Source organism: Pseudomonas sp. SH10-3B (assembly GCF_019891415.1).
Classification (GTDB): domain Bacteria; phylum Pseudomonadota; class Gammaproteobacteria; order Pseudomonadales; family Pseudomonadaceae; genus Aquipseudomonas.
The window spans coordinates 1-15,208 of record NZ_JAFLXD010000009.1 but is presented as its reverse complement, the minus strand read 5'-3'; the positions used below and the strand labels follow the sequence as shown (position 1 = coordinate 15,208).

Annotated in this window: 14 protein-coding genes; 6 read left to right on the top strand and 8 right to left on the bottom strand. The window is 62.1% G+C overall.

The features are described 5' to 3' along the window. Position 1 precedes the first annotated feature (1 nt). The 6 genes from J1G35_RS09300 to aspA form a co-directional block, all read right to left on the bottom strand. Complete coding sequence (locus J1G35_RS09300) at positions 2-1,093, bottom strand: polyamine ABC transporter substrate-binding protein (protein WP_223014748.1); 1,092 nt, start codon at positions 1,091-1,093, stop codon at positions 2-4. Next, a complete protein-coding gene (locus J1G35_RS09295) occupies positions 1,090-2,124 on the bottom strand; it encodes a histone deacetylase family protein (RefSeq protein ID WP_223014747.1) in 1,035 nt (344 codons plus the stop codon). Before J1G35_RS09295 ends, J1G35_RS09300 begins: the two co-directional genes overlap by 4 nt. Before the next feature lie 133 nt (positions 2,125-2,257). Further along, entirely contained in the window at positions 2,258-3,250 is a 993-nt protein-coding gene (locus J1G35_RS09290) for an AraC family transcriptional regulator (RefSeq protein ID WP_223014746.1), read from the bottom strand. A gap of 452 nt (positions 3,251-3,702) precedes the next feature. Then, positions 3,703-4,680 carry an asparaginase gene (locus tag J1G35_RS09285; RefSeq protein WP_223014745.1) on the bottom strand — a complete coding sequence of 326 codons (978 nt, stop codon included), beginning with the start codon at positions 4,678-4,680 and terminating at the stop codon, positions 3,703-3,705. Between the two features lie 76 nt (positions 4,681-4,756). Beyond that, on the bottom strand, positions 4,757-6,202 hold the full coding sequence (locus tag J1G35_RS09280) for an alanine/glycine:cation symporter family protein (RefSeq protein ID WP_053127567.1): 1,446 nt from the start codon (positions 6,200-6,202) through the stop codon (positions 4,757-4,759). A 392-nt stretch (positions 6,203-6,594) separates the two neighbouring features. Continuing rightward, complete coding sequence (gene aspA, locus J1G35_RS09275) at positions 6,595-8,019, bottom strand: aspartate ammonia-lyase (RefSeq protein WP_025854459.1); 1,425 nt, start codon at positions 8,017-8,019, stop codon at positions 6,595-6,597. A 182-nt stretch (positions 8,020-8,201) separates the two neighbouring features. Here aspA and J1G35_RS09270 point away from each other — a divergent pair, with 182 nt between their 5' ends. The 5 genes from J1G35_RS09270 to J1G35_RS09250 all read left to right on the top strand — a co-directional run bounded on the left by J1G35_RS09270 (position 8,202) and on the right by J1G35_RS09250 (position 11,973). Further along, on the top strand, positions 8,202-9,110 hold the full coding sequence (locus J1G35_RS09270; protein WP_053127569.1) for a LysR substrate-binding domain-containing protein: 909 nt from the start codon (positions 8,202-8,204) through the stop codon (positions 9,108-9,110). Positions 9,111-9,418: 308 nt separating this feature from the next. Then, positions 9,419-9,910, top strand: coding sequence for a 5-(carboxyamino)imidazole ribonucleotide mutase (gene purE, locus J1G35_RS09265; RefSeq protein WP_003176980.1), 492 nt, complete (start codon positions 9,419-9,421; stop codon positions 9,908-9,910). Positions 9,911-9,921: 11 nt separating this feature from the next. Then, complete coding sequence (locus J1G35_RS09260) at positions 9,922-11,001, top strand: 5-(carboxyamino)imidazole ribonucleotide synthase (protein ID WP_223014744.1); 1,080 nt, start codon at positions 9,922-9,924, stop codon at positions 10,999-11,001. Positions 11,002-11,112: 111 nt separating this feature from the next. Next, positions 11,113-11,358 carry a GlsB/YeaQ/YmgE family stress response membrane protein gene (locus J1G35_RS09255; protein ID WP_005792540.1) on the top strand — a complete coding sequence of 82 codons (246 nt, stop codon included), beginning with the start codon at positions 11,113-11,115 and terminating at the stop codon, positions 11,356-11,358. 78 nt (positions 11,359-11,436) lie between these two features. Then, positions 11,437-11,973, top strand: coding sequence for a DUF3299 domain-containing protein (locus J1G35_RS09250; protein ID WP_053128148.1), 537 nt, complete (start codon positions 11,437-11,439; stop codon positions 11,971-11,973). 59 nt (positions 11,974-12,032) lie between these two features. Here J1G35_RS09250 and J1G35_RS09245 read toward each other — a convergent pair whose 3' ends face one another. Beyond that, the gene (locus tag J1G35_RS09245; RefSeq protein WP_223014743.1) at positions 12,033-12,932 is read right to left on the bottom strand and encodes a D-hexose-6-phosphate mutarotase; all 900 of its coding nucleotides are present in this window, start codon (positions 12,930-12,932) and stop codon (positions 12,033-12,035) included. 57 nt (positions 12,933-12,989) lie between these two features. Continuing rightward, positions 12,990-13,394, bottom strand: a complete 405-nt coding sequence (locus J1G35_RS09240) for an acyl-CoA thioesterase (protein WP_003176975.1) — start codon at positions 13,392-13,394, stop codon at positions 12,990-12,992. A gap of 411 nt (positions 13,395-13,805) precedes the next feature. Here J1G35_RS09240 and J1G35_RS09235 point away from each other — a divergent pair, with 411 nt between their 5' ends. After that, entirely contained in the window at positions 13,806-15,095 is a 1,290-nt protein-coding gene (locus tag J1G35_RS09235; RefSeq protein WP_053127573.1) for an MFS transporter, read from the top strand. Positions 15,096-15,208: the final 113 nt, after the last annotated feature.

The following is a 15,208-nucleotide window of genomic DNA, read 5'->3' as shown; positions in this document are numbered from 1 at the left end:
ATCAGGTCCCGGATTTGATCTTGGTCCAGGCGCGGGTTCTGGCGCGTTCGGCATCGCGCCCCAGGGGTTTGAGGGTGTAGAGCGTGGCCATCGCTGCTTCAGTGGGGTACAGGTTGGGGTTGTTGCGGATCGCCGGGTCCACCTGCTCGGTCGCGTCTTTGTTGGGATTGGGGTAGCCGACAAAATCACTGATCGGTGCGATCACCCCGGGTTGCAGCAGGTAGTTGATAAAGGTGTAGGCGTCCTGCGGGTTTTTCGCGCCCTTGGGAATCGCGAGCATATCGAACCAGATCGGCGCGCCTTCCTTGGGCAGGCGCATGTCCACGGTCACGCCGTTCTTGGCGTCCTTGGCGCGGTTGGCGGCCTGGGAGAAGCTGCCGGAGTAGCCAACGGCGACGCAGATGTCGCCGTTGGCGATATCGGCCATGTACTTGGAGGAGTGGAAGTAGGTGATGTACGGGCGGATCTTCATCAGCAGCGCTTCGGCTTTTTCATAGTCCTTGGGGTTGCTGCTGTTGGGGTCCAGGCCCAGGTGCTGCAAGGCCAGGGGCAGGATCTCCGACGGTGAATCCAGCAGTGCCACGCCGCATTGCTTGAGCTTGCTGATGTTCTCTTCCTTGAAGATCAGGTCCCAACTGTCCACCGGTGCATCGGCGCCCAGCGCGGCCTTGACCTTGTCGGGGTTGAAGCCGATCAGGATGGTGCCGTACATGTAGGGCACGGCAAATTTATTGCCAGGGTCGTTGGCTTCGATCAGCTTCATCAACTTGGGATCGAGGTGGTTCCAGTTCGGCAACTGGCTGCGATCCAGCGGCTGGAACACGCCGGCCTCGATCTGCTTGGCCAGGAACACGTTGGACGGCACCACCACGTCATAGCCGGAATTGCCGGTGAGCAGCTTGGCTTCCAGGGCTTCGTTGGTGTCGAAGATGTCGTAGACCAGCTTGACCTTCGGGTTCTGCGCCTTGAAGTCTTCCAGGGCCTTGGGGGTGATGTAGTCGAACCAGTTGTAGACCCGCAGGGTTTTTTCTTCGGCGTGGGCCGCGCCGCTGAGCACGGCGGCGCAGAGCACAAATGACTTGAGCCTGTTCATTGGGCTGCTTCCTCAAAACCTTCGAGAACGTTGACGGCATTGATGCCGATTTCTTCCACTGCGTAGCCGCCTTCCATCACGAACAGCGTCGGCCGGCCCAGGCGGGCGATACGTGCGCCCATCGCCAGGTAGTCCGGGCTGTCGAGCTTGAACTGCGAGATGGGGTCGTCCTTGAACGTGTCGACGCCCAGGGACACCACAATGACGTCCGCAGCGTAGCGCTCGATTTCCTCGCAGGCCTGCTCCAGCGCGGCGCTCCAGGTGTCCCAGCCGGAACCGGCCGGCAGCGGGTAGTTGAAGTTGAAGCCCGCGCTGGCACCGTCGCCCAGCTCATCGGCATAGCCGAGAAAAAACGGAAACTCAGCTTCCGGGTGCCCGTGGATCGAGGTGAACAGCACATCGCTGCGCTCATAGAAAATCGACTGGGTGCCGTTGCCGTGGTGGTAATCCACATCAAGGATTGCGACCTTCCCGTGGCCCTGGTCGAGAAAGGCCTGGGCGGCGATGGCGGCGTTATTGAGGTAGCAATAACCGCCCATCAAATCGCCGGCGGCGTGATGCCCCGGCGGCCGGCACAGGGCGAATGCGCTGTGGGCGCCGTGCTGGATGGCGTGTTGCGCGGTGAGGGCGACCTGCGCCGCGCTGTAGGCCGCTTGCCAGGTGCCGGCGGTGATCGGTGCGCCGCCATCGAAGCTGTAATAGCCAAGCTGGCCGTGCAGGCTGGTGGGCAGCACTCGGCGCAAGGTGCGGGCGGGCCAGGTGTAGGGCAGCAGGTCGCCGTCCTGGCCGAATTCAAGCCAGCGAGCCCAGGCGCCTTGGAAGAAGTCCAGGTAGTCACGGCTGTGGATGCGTTGCAGTGGCGCCAGGCCGAAGTCCTGCGGCGCTTGCACCGGGCCCAGTTCGCGGTCCTTGACCCGTTGCAATACGTGGTCGGCGCGCGAGGGCATTTCGAAGCAGGGCATCAGTTGCCCGTCCATCAATTCGCACCGGCCGTGGTGCAGGTGGTGATCGTCCGAGTAGATCGTCAGCATATTGTTGTTCTCCGCAGGCGGTATCGGTGTCTGCAGTCTTGCGGCCAGCGGGTGTTATGAGAACGGCAGGAGCGGCCAAAAGGGGATCAATATGGCCAGATTGTCTGTCCGAAATTCGCCCCTCGATGGCGCATCATGCGCGAAATTGGCTCGGCGCCACGCCGCTCCAGCGCACAAACGCATGCCTGAAGCTGGCCGTCTCGCTGAAACCCAGGGCTTCGGCAATCCGATAGATCGGCCACTGATCCTGCACCAACAACTGCTTGGCGCGTTCGAAGCGCAGTTCGTCCAGCAGTTCCTGGTAGCTGCAACCCTGGTCATGCAGGTGCCGGCGCAGGGTGCGCGCCGAACAATTCATCTGCGCGGCCAGGCCCTCCAGGCCAGGCGCCGCGTTGAGTTGGCGGGTGAGCAGTTGGCGAATCCGGCCCAGCCAGGCCTGGCGCCCGGTGAACTCCAGGTTCTGCTTGCGGCAGCGCTCGGCCATGGCCTGATGGGTAATCGCATCCGCCAGGGGCAGGGGCTGCTTGAGCCAGTGCCGGTCGAAGGCGAAGGCATGGGTGCTGGCCTTAAATTGCAACGGGCAGGGAAAGTGCTCTGCATAGCGCGGGTGGTAGTCCGGGGCATCATGTGCAAAGCGCGCGGCGAGCAGCGGCAGGGGGTGGCCGAGCAGGTCGTCGCAGATCACCTTCAGCGAGGCCAGGCACAGTTCGACGTTGAACATTGCCAGTGCCGGGGCTTCCCGGTAGTCACCGGCGGTGAACCAGACGCGCTCGCCGTCTTCCTCAAGGCTCAGTTCAAACAGTGTTCCCAACAGCGCCGGGTAGCGCAGGGCCAGGCGCAAAGCGTCACCGAAAGTGGCACTCGTCAGCAGCGCATAGCCGAGCATGCCGTAGGACGACACATGCATGCGGCGGCCCAATTCCAGGCCGAGGTCCGGGCGCAGTGCCACGGCGTTGGCACACACCCGCATCTCCTGGTTGGTGGTGATATGTGTGTCAGCGCGGCTCAGGTCCTCGCCACAGATACCGCTGCCAGCCAGCAGCGCCTCGCTGGCCACGCCTTCGGCCTGGAAGGTGTCGAGCACCAGGGCGACGGCGTTGAGCGTAGTAAGGTGCGAGTGCAGCATGGGCGAGTCCTGCCAGGGTTTGGCCAGAGGCAGCAAGGACTGTGCCGTCTAGTTGTGGCCAAAAAATAACCGACTGGCTGTCTCCAGGCTGATTTCGCTGCGGTAATAGTCAATGTGCTGTTGTTCGCTGAGCCCCTTGATGGAAACGGCCCGAGGTCGTCGCTCGGGTGTTCCATGTCAGGGCATAGGTATCTACACAACGCTGGTCCAACGCGGAACGCCCGGCAGATAGGGCTGTTGTGGCGAGCGGGCTTGTCCCGCGTTGGGCTGCGGAGCAGCCCCAAAACCAGCCTCTACAGAGTGTTTGATACACCGCGTTCTTCTTTACTGGGGCTGCTTCGCAGCCCAACGCGGGACAAGCCCGCTCGCCACAGGGAGATTTTTCAGGGTCTGAAAAGTTGTGTGGATACCCATGATGCTAGGGGCCGACCGGCCAGGGAAAGGGTGGGGGATCAGCTCAGCTCGCCGCACAGGTCCAGCTCCACCAGGCGACGGACCTCTGCGGTGGAAAGTCCCGCACCGATCAAGGCATTGAGCTTGCCGAATGCCGCCTCGCGGGTCATGCCGCCGCCTGACAGCACGCCGACGCTGCGCAAACGGCTGCCGGCTTCGTACACATCCAGCTCCACGCCGCCTTCATGGCATTGGGTGATTGCCACCACCACCACGCCCTGATCCTGCGCGCGCTTGAGGCTGGCGAGGAACGCCGGGTTGTCGCTGGGTCCGGTGCCGCTGCCGAAACATTCCAGCACCAGCGCCTGGATACCGCTGTCGACCAGCGCCTCTACCTGCGCGGCGGCGATGCCCGGTACCAGCGGTAATACGCCGACGTTGGCCAGGGCCTTGGACTGGCGGTAATCCAGTGCCGCTGGAAGCGCCTCGGCCTTGGGCGCGCCGCCGTTGCGCTGCAACGCGGCAAACGGATGGCGACCAAAGCTGCGGATCTTCGCACAGCGGGTCGGGGCCATCAGCGCGCCGTGGAAGTACAGGTGCACGCCCGCCGCCAGGCCTTCGCCAAGGGCCATTAGCGCGCCGCTGACGTTTTCCCAGGCATCGCTGTCAGGCACGCCTGCGGGGAGCATCGAGCCGGTAAACACCACCGGCGCCGGCAAGCCGAGCAGTTGGAAACTCATGGCTGCGGCGCTGTAGGCCAGGGTGTCGGTGCCATGCAGGATCAGCACCGCATCGCAACCTGCGTCCACGGCCTCGACCACGGCGGTGCGCAGACGCTGCCAGTAGGCAGGTGTCATGTTGGCGCTGTCGATCAGTGGGGACATTTCCCGGAAGCGCCAGGCGGGCACTGGCGCGTCGGCCAATTGTTCGCGCATGCGCGATTCGAACCCGGATGCGGGCGCAAGGCCGTTGGCGCTGGCCTGCATGCCGATGGTGCCGCCGGTGTAGAGCACCATGATAGTGCGGGATGGGGACATGAATTTTCTCCTGAACGAAAAACGCCGCCGGGCCCAGAGCATGCCCAAGGCCAGGCGGCGTGTCATCTGTCTACGCTCAGCGTTGTACTTGAGCGTTCAGTTCAGCCGCTGGAGTCGCTTGCGGTTGTACCGGATTGGCCGGCCAGGCGGTGCGGTCCAGGTCCAGATCGGGGAACTGGCTGGAGTCGAACACCGGGGTCTTGATGCCCGCCGCGCGCTGGTTGTCGTAGTCGTTCAGGATGCGCATGGCAATCTTGAACAGGAACGCCAGGGCGAACAGGTTGACGAACGCCAGCATGGTCATGGTGATGTCGGCGAAGGCGAACACGGTGCTCAGGTTCTCGATCGAGCCCCAGAAAATCAGCACCAGCACCAGCGCGCGATAACCCATCAGCACCTTGCGGTTGTTGCCCACCAGGAAGCGCAGGTTGCTCTCGCCCAGGTAGTAGTTGTACATGATCGAGGTGAACACGAACAACGCCAGGGCCACCGAGATAAACATGCGGCCCCAGTCACCCACGACAGCGGCCAGGGAGTTCTGGGTCAGGGCAATGCCGTCGCCTTCGAAGCCTGGGGTGTAGAAGCCGGAGAGCAGGATCAGCAAGGCGGTGCAGGTGCAGATCACGAAGGTGTCGAGGAACACGCTGAACGCCTGGACCACGCCTTGGGCGATCGGGTGTTCTACCGAAGCGACTGCCGCCACGTTAGGCGCACTGCCCAAACCGGCTTCGTTGGCGAACACGCCGCGTTTCACACCCATGATGATCGCGCTGCCTACCAGGCCACCGAAGGCTTGGTCGAGGCCGAAGGCGCTTTTGACGATGGTCGCGAGCATGGCCGGTACGTGGTCGAATTGCAGCACGATCACATACAGGGTCACGGCGATGTAGACCAGGGTCTTGACCGGCACCAACAGGTCGGCGATCGAAGCGATGCGCTTGATCCCGCCGATGAACACCAGGCCCAGCAATGCCGCCAGGGCCAGGCCGGTGTAGGTGGTGTCGAGGCCGAAAGCATTGTTCAGCGAGTGGGTCACGGCATGGGCTTGCAGGCCGTTGAAGGCAAAGCCGAAGGTCACCAGCAGCAGGAACGCCATGACCATCCCCAGCCAGCGCTTCTGCAAACCGTGCTGGATGTAATAGGCCGGGCCGCCACGGTAGGTGCCTTCAGCGTCAGTACGCTTGTACAACTGGCCCAGGGAGCACTCGATAAAGCTCGAAGACATGCCCACCAGCGCGGTGACCCACATCCAGAACACGGCACCCGGGCCGCCCAGGGTCACGGCAATGCCGACACCCGCGATGTTACCGGCACCGACGCGGCCGGCCAGGCTGAGCATCAGCGCCTGGAACGAGCTGAGTTGGTCGGAGCTGCTTTTCAGGCTGTCGCGAAACACCGAAAACATGTGGAAAAAGTGACGCAACTGAACGAAACGCGAGCGGATCGTGAAATAACCGCCGAGCCCGACAATGAGCACGATCAGTACTTTCCCTGAGAGGAAGTCGTTGATGACTTCGAGCATGGAGTGTTCCTCGCTGATTTTTCTAATGGCAAACGCAGGACGGTCCGAGCCTTCGCATAGCACCAGGCAGTGCGCGACGTTTCGACCCCAATCCTTTTGCGGGTGTTGTTATTCATGCGCTTTCGCGTGTATCCGGGCCTCGTTACCGACTGCCGCAGACGCGAAGAGGGGCGGCACTATACCTAGGCGAACGTGATCCGTCTGCTCGGGCTGATTAAAGGTTTCAGCCACGCTGTTACAGGCAAGGAAGGTTTACGGGGCGATATTGGATTTTTTATGGGCGTCATTTCACAACCTTGAGGCAAAAAAAAGGGCCTGAAGAACGAGCCTTCAGGCCCTCAAAAGGTGAGAGGTGTCTAGTCCCTCAACCTGGTGAGCGGTGCAACAAACGCTTAGGCCTTCAACGGGACCAAGCGTGGAGCGATCATGTTTTCGGGGCGCAGGATGTCGTCGAGCATGGCGTCGTCGAGCAAGCCTTCTTCGCGCACCAGTTCCAGCACGCCGCGGCCGCTTTCGAGGGCGATACGCGCGATGCGGGTGGCGTTTTCATAGCCGATGTACGGGTTCAGTGCGGTGACCAGGCCGATGGAGTGCTCCACCAGTTCGCGGCAGCGGGCTTCGTTGGCGGTGATGCCGACGATGCAGTGTTCGCGCAGCATGTCCATGGCGCGTTGCAGCAGGCGGATCGAGTCGAAGATCTTGAAGGCGATCAGTGGCTCCATCACGTTCAACTGCAGCTGGCCGCCTTCGGCCGCCATGGTCAGGGCCAGGTCGTTACCGATGACTTGGAACGCAACCTGGTTCACGGCTTCCGGGATCACCGGGTTGACCTTGCCGGGCATGATCGAGCTGCCTGGCTGGCGCGCCGGCAGGTTGATCTCGTTGATGCCGGTGCGTGGGCCACTGGACAGCAGGCGCAGGTCGTTGCAGATCTTCGACAGTTTCACGGCGGTACGCTTGAGCATGCCGGAGAACAGCACGAAGGCGCCCATGTCGGAGGTGGCTTCGATCAGGTCGGCAGCCGGGACCACTGGCTGGCCGCTGATAACGGCCAGGCGTTGTACGGCCAGGGCCTGGTAACGCGGGTCGGCGTTGATGCCGGTACCGATGGCGGTACCGCCCAGGTTCACTTCGGTCAGCAACTCTGGCGCCAGGGTTTTCAGGCGGGCCAGGTCTTCACCGAGGGTGGTGGCGAAGGCGCGGAATTCCTGGCCGAGGGTCATCGGCACGGCGTCTTGCAATTGGGTACGGCCCATTTTCAGCACGTGGCTGAACTCGACGCCCTTGGCGGCAAACGCTTGGATCAGGCTGTCGAGGCTGGCCAGCAGCGCGTCATGGCCCAACAGCAGACCCAGGCGGATCGCGGTCGGATAGGCGTCGTTGGTCGACTGCGCCATGTTCACGTCATTGTTGGGGTGCAGGTATTGGTACTCGCCCTTGTTGTGGCCCATGGCCTCCAACGCGATGTTGGCGATGACTTCGTTGGCATTCATATTGGTTGAAGTGCCGGCGCCGCCTTGAATCATGTCCACCACGAACTCTTCGTGGAAATCGCCGCGGATCAGGCGGGCACAGGCTTCGCTGATGGCAGCGTGCTTGGCTTCGCTGAGCTGGCCCAACTCGCGGTTGGCGTCAGCGGCGGCTTGCTTGACCATTGCCAGGCCGACCACCAGTTTCGGGTAATGCGAAATCGGGACGCCCGAGAGGCGGAAGTTGTTCACCGCACGCAGAGTCTGGATGCCGTAATACGCTTGAGCAGGTACTTCAAGTACGCCAAGCAGGTCTTTTTCTGTGCGGAATGATGCGGCGGAGGACATGACGGAAATCATCTCGATAAGGACCCGGAACAGGCCGGAACGCTGCGAATGCTAGGCCTGTAGGAAATTTTGGGCCAATGCTGTTAAACACTGGCCTATGCATAAACGGCATAATGTGAGTGTGACCCGGCTATCATGGCGGGCGTGTGTGCCAAAATGGTGCGTACCCGTGGGAGGCAGTGATGAACCTTGAGAGCAAATGGCTGGAAGACTTCAGTGCCCTGGCGGCGACGCGCAGCTTTTCCCAGGCGGCGGAGCGGCGTTTTGTCACCCAGCCAGCGTTCAGCCGACGTATCCGCAGCCTTGAGGCCGCACTGGGCCTGACCCTGGTCAACCGCTCGCGCACGCCGGTTGAGCTGACGGCGGCGGGACAGTTGTTCCTGGTCACCGCACGCACTGTGGTCGAGCAGCTCGGCGAAGTGCTGCGCCATTTGCATCACCTGGAAGGCGGGCAGGGCGAGGTCATGCAGGTGGCCGCTGCCCACTCCCTGGCGCTGGGATTCTTCCCGCGCTGGATCGCGCAACTGCGCAACGAAGGCCTGAACATCGCCACACGGCTGGTTGCCACCAACGTCGGTGACGCCGTGCACGCCCTGCGCGAAGGCGGTTGCGATTTGATGCTGGCCTTCTACGACCCGGATGCGGCCATGCAGATGGATGCCGAGATCTTCCCCTCACTGCACTTGGGCAATACCGAAATGCTCCCGGTGTGCGCGGCCGACGCGGATGGCAAGCCGTTGTTCGATCTGGAAGGCGAGGGCAGTGTGCCGTTGCTGGCCTACAGTGCTGGCGCGTTCCTTGGCCGGTCGGTGCATCTGCTGCTGCGCCAGCGCGCGTTGCGCTTCACGACGGTTTACGAAACCGCGATGGCCGACAGCCTCAAAAGCATGGCCCTCGAAGGCCTGGGCATTGCCTGGGTGCCGCAGTTGAGCGTGCGTGCCGAACTGGCCCGAGGCGAACTGGTGGTGTGCGGCGGGCCGCAATGGCATGTGCCGCTGGAGATTCGGCTGTATCGCTGCGCGCTGGTGCGCAAGGCGAACGTGCGGTTGTTGTGGCGTAAGTTGGAAGGTGGGGCGGCACAAAGTACCTGAATGCGATCCCTGTAGGAGCGAGCGTGCTCGCGAAAAACCTGAGAGCGCCGCATCCATTCAGAACGCCCGCGTCATCGTTGGCGATCTTCGCGAGCAAGCTCGCTCCTACAGGGTCAATAAAACCGCCGGTTTGCGCCGCTGGACAGATGGTCATTCCAGGGGCTGTTTATCTGGATTATTACGGTATACTGCGCGGCCTTCGGCCGGTCCAACCGGCCAAATTTCGTACAACAAGCCACGCCGGATTTCCCGCGTGGCTTGTTGTTTTTTGACGCGCCTGCGGGCGCCCAGAGAGAAGAGGCACGACGATGAGTGCATTGGTTGGCGTGATCATGGGCTCCAAGTCCGATTGGTCCACCCTTAGCCACACCGCCGATATGCTGGAAAAACTCGGCATTCCGTATGAAGTGAAAGTGGTCTCTGCCCACCGCACCCCGGATTTGCTGTTCCAGTATGCCGATGAAGCAGAATCCCGTGGCATCGAGGTGATCATCGCCGGTGCCGGCGGCGCAGCGCACCTGCCGGGCATGTGTGCGGCCAAGACTCACCTGCCAGTGCTTGGCGTACCGGTGCAGTCGGCAATGCTCTCGGGCGTCGATTCGCTGTTGTCCATCGTGCAGATGCCGGCCGGTATCCCGGTGGCCACCCTGGCGATCGGCAAGGCCGGCGCGATCAACGCAGCCCTGCTGTCCGCCAGCATCCTGGGCGCCAAGCACCCGCAGTTCCACGCGGTGCTGAAGAAATTCCGTGCTGAACAGACAGACAGCGTGCTGGACAATCCAGACCCACGTATCGCCTGAGGTTGTTGACGATGAAAATCGGTGTAATCGGTGGCGGCCAACTGGGCCGCATGCTGGCCCTGGCGGGCACCCCGCTGGGGATGAACTTCGCTTTCCTGGACCCGGCGCCGGACGCCTGTGCGGCTGCGTTGGGTGAACACCTGCGCGCTGACTACAGCGACCCGGACCACCTGCGCCAACTGGCCGACGAAGTTGACCTGGTGACCTTCGAGTTCGAAAGCGTGCCGGCCGAAACCGTGGCCTTCCTGTCACAGTTCGTACCGGTGTACCCGAGCGCCGAAGCCTTGCGCATCGCCCGTGACCGCTGGTTCGAGAAGAGCATGTTCAAGGACCTGGGCATTCCGACCCCGGCCTTCGCCGATATCCAGTCCCAGGCGGACCTGGACGCCGCTGTCGCCAGCATCGGCCTGCCAGCCGTGCTGAAAACCCGCACCCTGGGTTACGACGGCAAGGGCCAGAAAGTCCTGCGCACCGCCGCCGACGTGGTCGGCACCTTTGCCGAACTGGGCAGCGTGGCCTGCCTGCTGGAAGGCTTCGTGCCCTTCACCGGCGAAGTCTCGTTGATCGCCGTGCGTGCCCGTGATGGCGAGACCCGCTTCTACCCGTTGGTGCACAACACCCACGACAGCGGCATCCTCAAGCTGTCCGTGGCCAGCACCGATCACCCGTTGCAGGCCCTGGCCGAAGACTATTCCAGCCGTGTGCTCAAGCAGCTGGATTACGTCGGTGTGATGGCGTTCGAGTTCTTTGAAGTCGACGGTGGCCTCAAGGCCAACGAAATCGCCCCGCGTGTGCACAACTCCGGGCACTGGACCACCGAAGGCGCCGAATGCAGCCAGTTCGAAAACCACCTGCGGGCGGTGGCGGGCTTGCCGTTGGGCTCCACGGCCAAGGTCGGTGAGAGCGCGATGCTCAACTTTATCGGCGTGGTACCGCCGGTTGAGCGCGTGATCGCGATCGAAGACTGCCACCTGCATCACTACGGCAAGGCCTTCAAGGCCGGGCGCAAGGTCGGCCACGCCAACCTGCGCTGCAAGGACCGCGCAACGCTGCAAGCGCAGATCCTCAAGGTCGAAGCGCTGATCGCCTAGCAATAAGCCAGGGATCGGCGGGAACCATTCGGTTATCGCCGTCCTCTGATTGCAGGATGCCAAAGCCTGTCTAGGCTTTGGCATAGCTCACTTCATTCAGAGGGAAATGCCATGGGTATCATCGGAACCATCTTTATCGGCTTGATCGTCGGCCTGCTGGCGCGTTTCCTCAAGCCCGGCGACGACAGCATGGGCTGGATCATGACCATTCTGCTGGGTATCGCCGGCTCCCTGGCCGCGACCTACGGTGGTCAGGCACTGGGCATCTACCAGGCGGGTCAAGGTGCAGGCTTTATCGGCGCACTGGTCGGCGCCATTGTGTTGCTGGTGATCTACGGCCTGATCAAAAAGAAGTAATCAGCCGACAAAGTCCTCTGCGCTGCGCAGGCGCAGAGGGCTAGAATGCTCGGCACTTGTTACTTGCCGAGCCTCTCCATGCGCCGTTTCCTGTTGACTCTTCTCTTGCTGGGCTCTGGCCTGGCGCACGCCGGCGAACTGCCGGAAACCGACTGGCTCGACCTGATGCCGCTGTCGGACCAGAAGGCCCTCGAGGCCATGCCCGAGATCGACCACAACTCCCCCGAAGCCCAAGGCACGTTCACCGACAAAGGTGGCCTGAAGCAGAGCAAAGGCTTGCCGGCGGTGATGTATTCGACCAAGACCGTGGCCGCCATGAACGGCAAGAACATCCGCATCGGCGGTTACCCGGTGCCGTTGGAAACCGACGCCAAGGGCCGCAGTACATTGTTCTTCCTGGTGCCGTACCCAGGTGCCTGCATCCACGTGCCGCCACCGCCGCCGAACCAGTTGGTGCTGGTGCGTTATCCCAAGGGCTTGAAGCTGGATGACATCTACACGCCGCTGTGGGTTACCGGTACGTTGAAGGTGGAGACAGTGAATAACGACCTGGCGGATGCGGCGTATGCGCTGGATGCTGGGAAAGTGCGGGTCGTAAAGGAATCCGATCTCTAAGCTTACGCAAAACCCAATGTGGGGGGGGCGGTGCGCCCCTCCCACATTTTCGATTGGGTTTACAGGGCGATAGCGGTGATGCTCACGCCCAACGTATGGCTTTCACCTGGGGCCAGGCTCACCACATCATCCAGCACATTCGCGGTTTCGATGCACAGCATGCCCTGCCAGCCATCGTCGGCCATGTCGTCGAAGGCCTTGGCGCGTTCGGTCCAGGGGTTCCAGATCACGGTGGATTTCGAGCCTTGGCTGGTGAGCTGGATACGGCGCTGCCAGTCCTTATCGACGATGTTCAGCGATGAGGGGGTATCGAGGTAGATGCGGTCGGTCTCGGCGCTGAAGTGCAGCAGGCCGGATTGTGTCTTCTCGCTCCAGCCATCGGCGGTATCGATGTAGGCCGAACCGTCCAGGCCGTCGACCTGCACGTTGCGTACGTCGCTCACGGCGAAGTAGGTGTGCAGCGCCTGGCTGAGCGTGACAGTGTCGTCGCCACGGTTGTGGCTGGTCAGGCGGATGTGCAGTTGATCGTCCAGCAACAGGCTCAGTTTCAGCTCCACCTGATGGGGCCAGCCGGGGAAGCCGCCCGCAGGAACCGGTAGTTCCAGGTCTACCCGCAGCGCTTGACCTTCAAGCGTGGTCCCGGCCAATACCCAGGTCGCGGTACGCGCGAAACCGTGGGCGCCTGCAGGCTGATCACTGTGGCGCATCGCCTTTACGCTGTGCGGGTTGCGATCAAATACGCCAAACCATGGCCAGCACACCGGTACGCCGGTGCGGATGCCTTTGCCTTTCTTGAATAGCGCCTCGGGGTTCGGCCAAATCAGCGGCTGCTCGCCCTCGCGGCCGTAACTGAAGATGTGTGCGCCCTGTTGGGCAATCATCAGCTCGGCGCCGTTGTGGCGGATGCGCCAGCAGTCCAGTTCGTCGATCTTTACGGGCTCAACGTGGGGCGTAGGCATAACAGGCACTCTCAATGGCAAGCAATGGGGCAATGGACCGTCAAAACCCCACGAGGTTTAACGCGCGCGTGAAGGCACCGAACGTGTGCGGCCGCTGCCATCGATCGCGACGAATACAAACACCGCCTCGGTCACCTTGCGCCATTCGCTGGACAGCGGGTCGTCGCTCCACACTTCGACCATCATCTGGATCGAGCTGCGGCCGATTTCCAGGGCCTGGGTATAGAAGGACAATTGCGCGCCCACGGCCACCGGCACCAGGAACGCCATGCGATCAATGGCCACGGTAGCCACGCGACCACCCGCAACCTTGCTGGCCATCGCCGTACCGGCGAGGTCCATCTGCGCGACCAGCCAGCCGCCGAAGATATCGCCAAAACCGTTGGTTTCACGCGGAAGCGCGGTGATTTGCAGGGCGAGATCGCCTTGCGGGATAGGATCTTCTTGTTCGAGTTCGATCATGCCGGGGGTGCCTCTGACCCGTGACGCTTTTTATAGATGTTGCAAAGTGGATAGCCGACTGGTGGAAAAACGTTTCAGCACAAACATACTCCGTTCGATACGTTTCTCGTAAGGCGTACTAAAGGGAAACTCTGCCAAACCGGCTGGATGGCACCCAACGACGTTTTGGCACAGCAGCCCCTCAAGGATGCGGGTCTTGAGCCTGCAAGGGCCGAGTATATCGAGACCCTGGCGCCACGACGACCTCCCGGCGCTCATTTGGTCGGTAAATAGCCGCTGTATCGCGGCTTTTGCGCGCAACTGTTCTCCTGGCGCTGTGCTTTTACAAGCGATTTGCTATCTTGCCAGACCCGCCGCCAGTCCCGGGCGTGCCGTCCTTATCAAGCTGCCTACTATAAGAGAAGCCTTGCCATGTCCTCCGTGCCCGCAAGCAGTGCGCAACCCTCGCGCCCGCTGACCCGCAACGACTACAAAACCCTGTCGCTGTCTGCCTTGGGCGGGGCGTTGGAGTTTTATGATTTCATCATTTTCGTGTTTTTCGCCACCGTGGTCGGAAAACTGTTCTTCCCCGTGGACATGCCCGAGTGGCTGCGCATGATGCAGACCTTCGGCATCTTCGCCGCCGGTTACCTGGCACGCCCGCTGGGCGGCATCATCATGGCGCACTTCGGTGACCTGCTGGGCCGCAAGAAAATGTTCACCCTGAGCATCTTCATGATGGCCGTACCGACCCTGATCATGGGCCTGCTGCCGACCTACGCGCAGATCGGGCTGTGGGCGCCGCTGCTGTTGCTGCTGATGCGCGTGATCCAGGGTGCGGCGATTGGCGGCGAAGTACCGGGCGCTTGGGTGTTCGTCTCCGAACACGTACCGCCGCGCCATATTGGCTACGCCTGCGGCACCCTGACCAGCGGCCTCACCGCCGGTATCCTGCTGGGTTCACTGGTTGCCACTGCAATCAACACTATCTATAGCCCGGAGCAGGTCTCGGATTACGCCTGGCGGATTCCGTTCCTGCTCGGCGGCGTGTTCGGCCTGCTGTCGGTGTACCTGCGCCGCTGGTTGCATGAAACACCGATCTTCGCCGAGATGCAGCAACGCAAGACCCTGGCCGCCGAGCTGCCATTGCGTGCCGTACTGCGCGATCACCGTGGTGCCATCGTGTTGTCGATGCTGCTGACCTGGCTGCTGTCGGCCGGCGTCGTGGTAGTGATCCTGATGACCCCGACCGTGCTGCAGACCATCTACCACTTCAGCCCGACCGTTGCGCTGCAAGCCAATAGCCTGGCCATCGTGACACTGAGCCTGGGCTGCATTGCCTCCGGCGCCCTGGCCGACCGCTTCGGTGCGGGTCGTGTACTGGTTGCCGGTTGCGCACTGTTGCTGGCAACGTCGTGGACGCTGTACCACAGCTTGCTGGATCACCCGGACTGGCTGTTCCCGCTGTACGCTTTGACCGGCCTGTTCGTCGGCACCATTGGCGTGGTGCCTTACGTGATGGTGAAAGCCTTCCCACCCGTGGTGCGCTTCAGTGGCTTGTCGTTTTCCTACAACGTCGCCTACGCCGTGTTCGGCGGGCTGACGCCGCTGGCGGTGTCGCTGCTGATGAAGGAAAGCCCGATGGGCCCGGCTTACTACGTGGCTGTCCTGTGTGTGATGGGGATGGTGGTGGGTGGGTATCTGTGGAAAAAAGGCCGCTAAGCTACTGATCGTTCCCACGCTCTGAACTGACCCCACAAAGCTGGACGATTACATGTCTATGCCTGAGCGGCCTGAGTTCTGTATCCCACAGGACTCAGGCCATTTAGCTTCAG

What these genes read in the sequence shown, in the direction of transcription:
- J1G35_RS09300 (WP_223014748.1), bottom strand. Translation starts at nt 1,093, where the DNA reads ATGAACAGGCTCAAGTCATTTGTGCTCTGCGCCGCCGTGCTCAGCGGC.
- J1G35_RS09295 (WP_223014747.1), bottom strand. Translation starts at nt 2,124, where the DNA reads ATGCTGACGATCTACTCGGACGATCACCACCTGCACCACGGCCGGTGC.
- J1G35_RS09290 (WP_223014746.1), bottom strand. Translation starts at nt 3,250, where the DNA reads ATGCTGCACTCGCACCTTACTACGCTCAACGCCGTCGCCCTGGTGCTC.
- J1G35_RS09285 (WP_223014745.1), bottom strand. Translation starts at nt 4,680, where the DNA reads ATGTCCCCATCCCGCACTATCATGGTGCTCTACACCGGCGGCACCATC.
- J1G35_RS09280 (WP_053127567.1), bottom strand. Translation starts at nt 6,202, where the DNA reads ATGCTCGAAGTCATCAACGACTTCCTCTCAGGGAAAGTACTGATCGTG.
- aspA (WP_025854459.1), bottom strand. Translation starts at nt 8,019, where the DNA reads ATGTCCTCCGCCGCATCATTCCGCACAGAAAAAGACCTGCTTGGCGTA.
- J1G35_RS09270 (WP_053127569.1), top strand. Translation starts at nt 8,202, where the DNA reads ATGAACCTTGAGAGCAAATGGCTGGAAGACTTCAGTGCCCTGGCGGCG.
- purE (WP_003176980.1), top strand. Translation starts at nt 9,419, where the DNA reads ATGAGTGCATTGGTTGGCGTGATCATGGGCTCCAAGTCCGATTGGTCC.
- J1G35_RS09260 (WP_223014744.1), top strand. Translation starts at nt 9,922, where the DNA reads ATGAAAATCGGTGTAATCGGTGGCGGCCAACTGGGCCGCATGCTGGCC.
- J1G35_RS09255 (WP_005792540.1), top strand. Translation starts at nt 11,113, where the DNA reads ATGGGTATCATCGGAACCATCTTTATCGGCTTGATCGTCGGCCTGCTG.
- J1G35_RS09250 (WP_053128148.1), top strand. Translation starts at nt 11,437, where the DNA reads ATGCGCCGTTTCCTGTTGACTCTTCTCTTGCTGGGCTCTGGCCTGGCG.
- J1G35_RS09245 (WP_223014743.1), bottom strand. Translation starts at nt 12,932, where the DNA reads ATGCCTACGCCCCACGTTGAGCCCGTAAAGATCGACGAACTGGACTGC.
- J1G35_RS09240 (WP_003176975.1), bottom strand. Translation starts at nt 13,394, where the DNA reads ATGATCGAACTCGAACAAGAAGATCCTATCCCGCAAGGCGATCTCGCC.
- J1G35_RS09235 (WP_053127573.1), top strand. Translation starts at nt 13,806, where the DNA reads ATGTCCTCCGTGCCCGCAAGCAGTGCGCAACCCTCGCGCCCGCTGACC.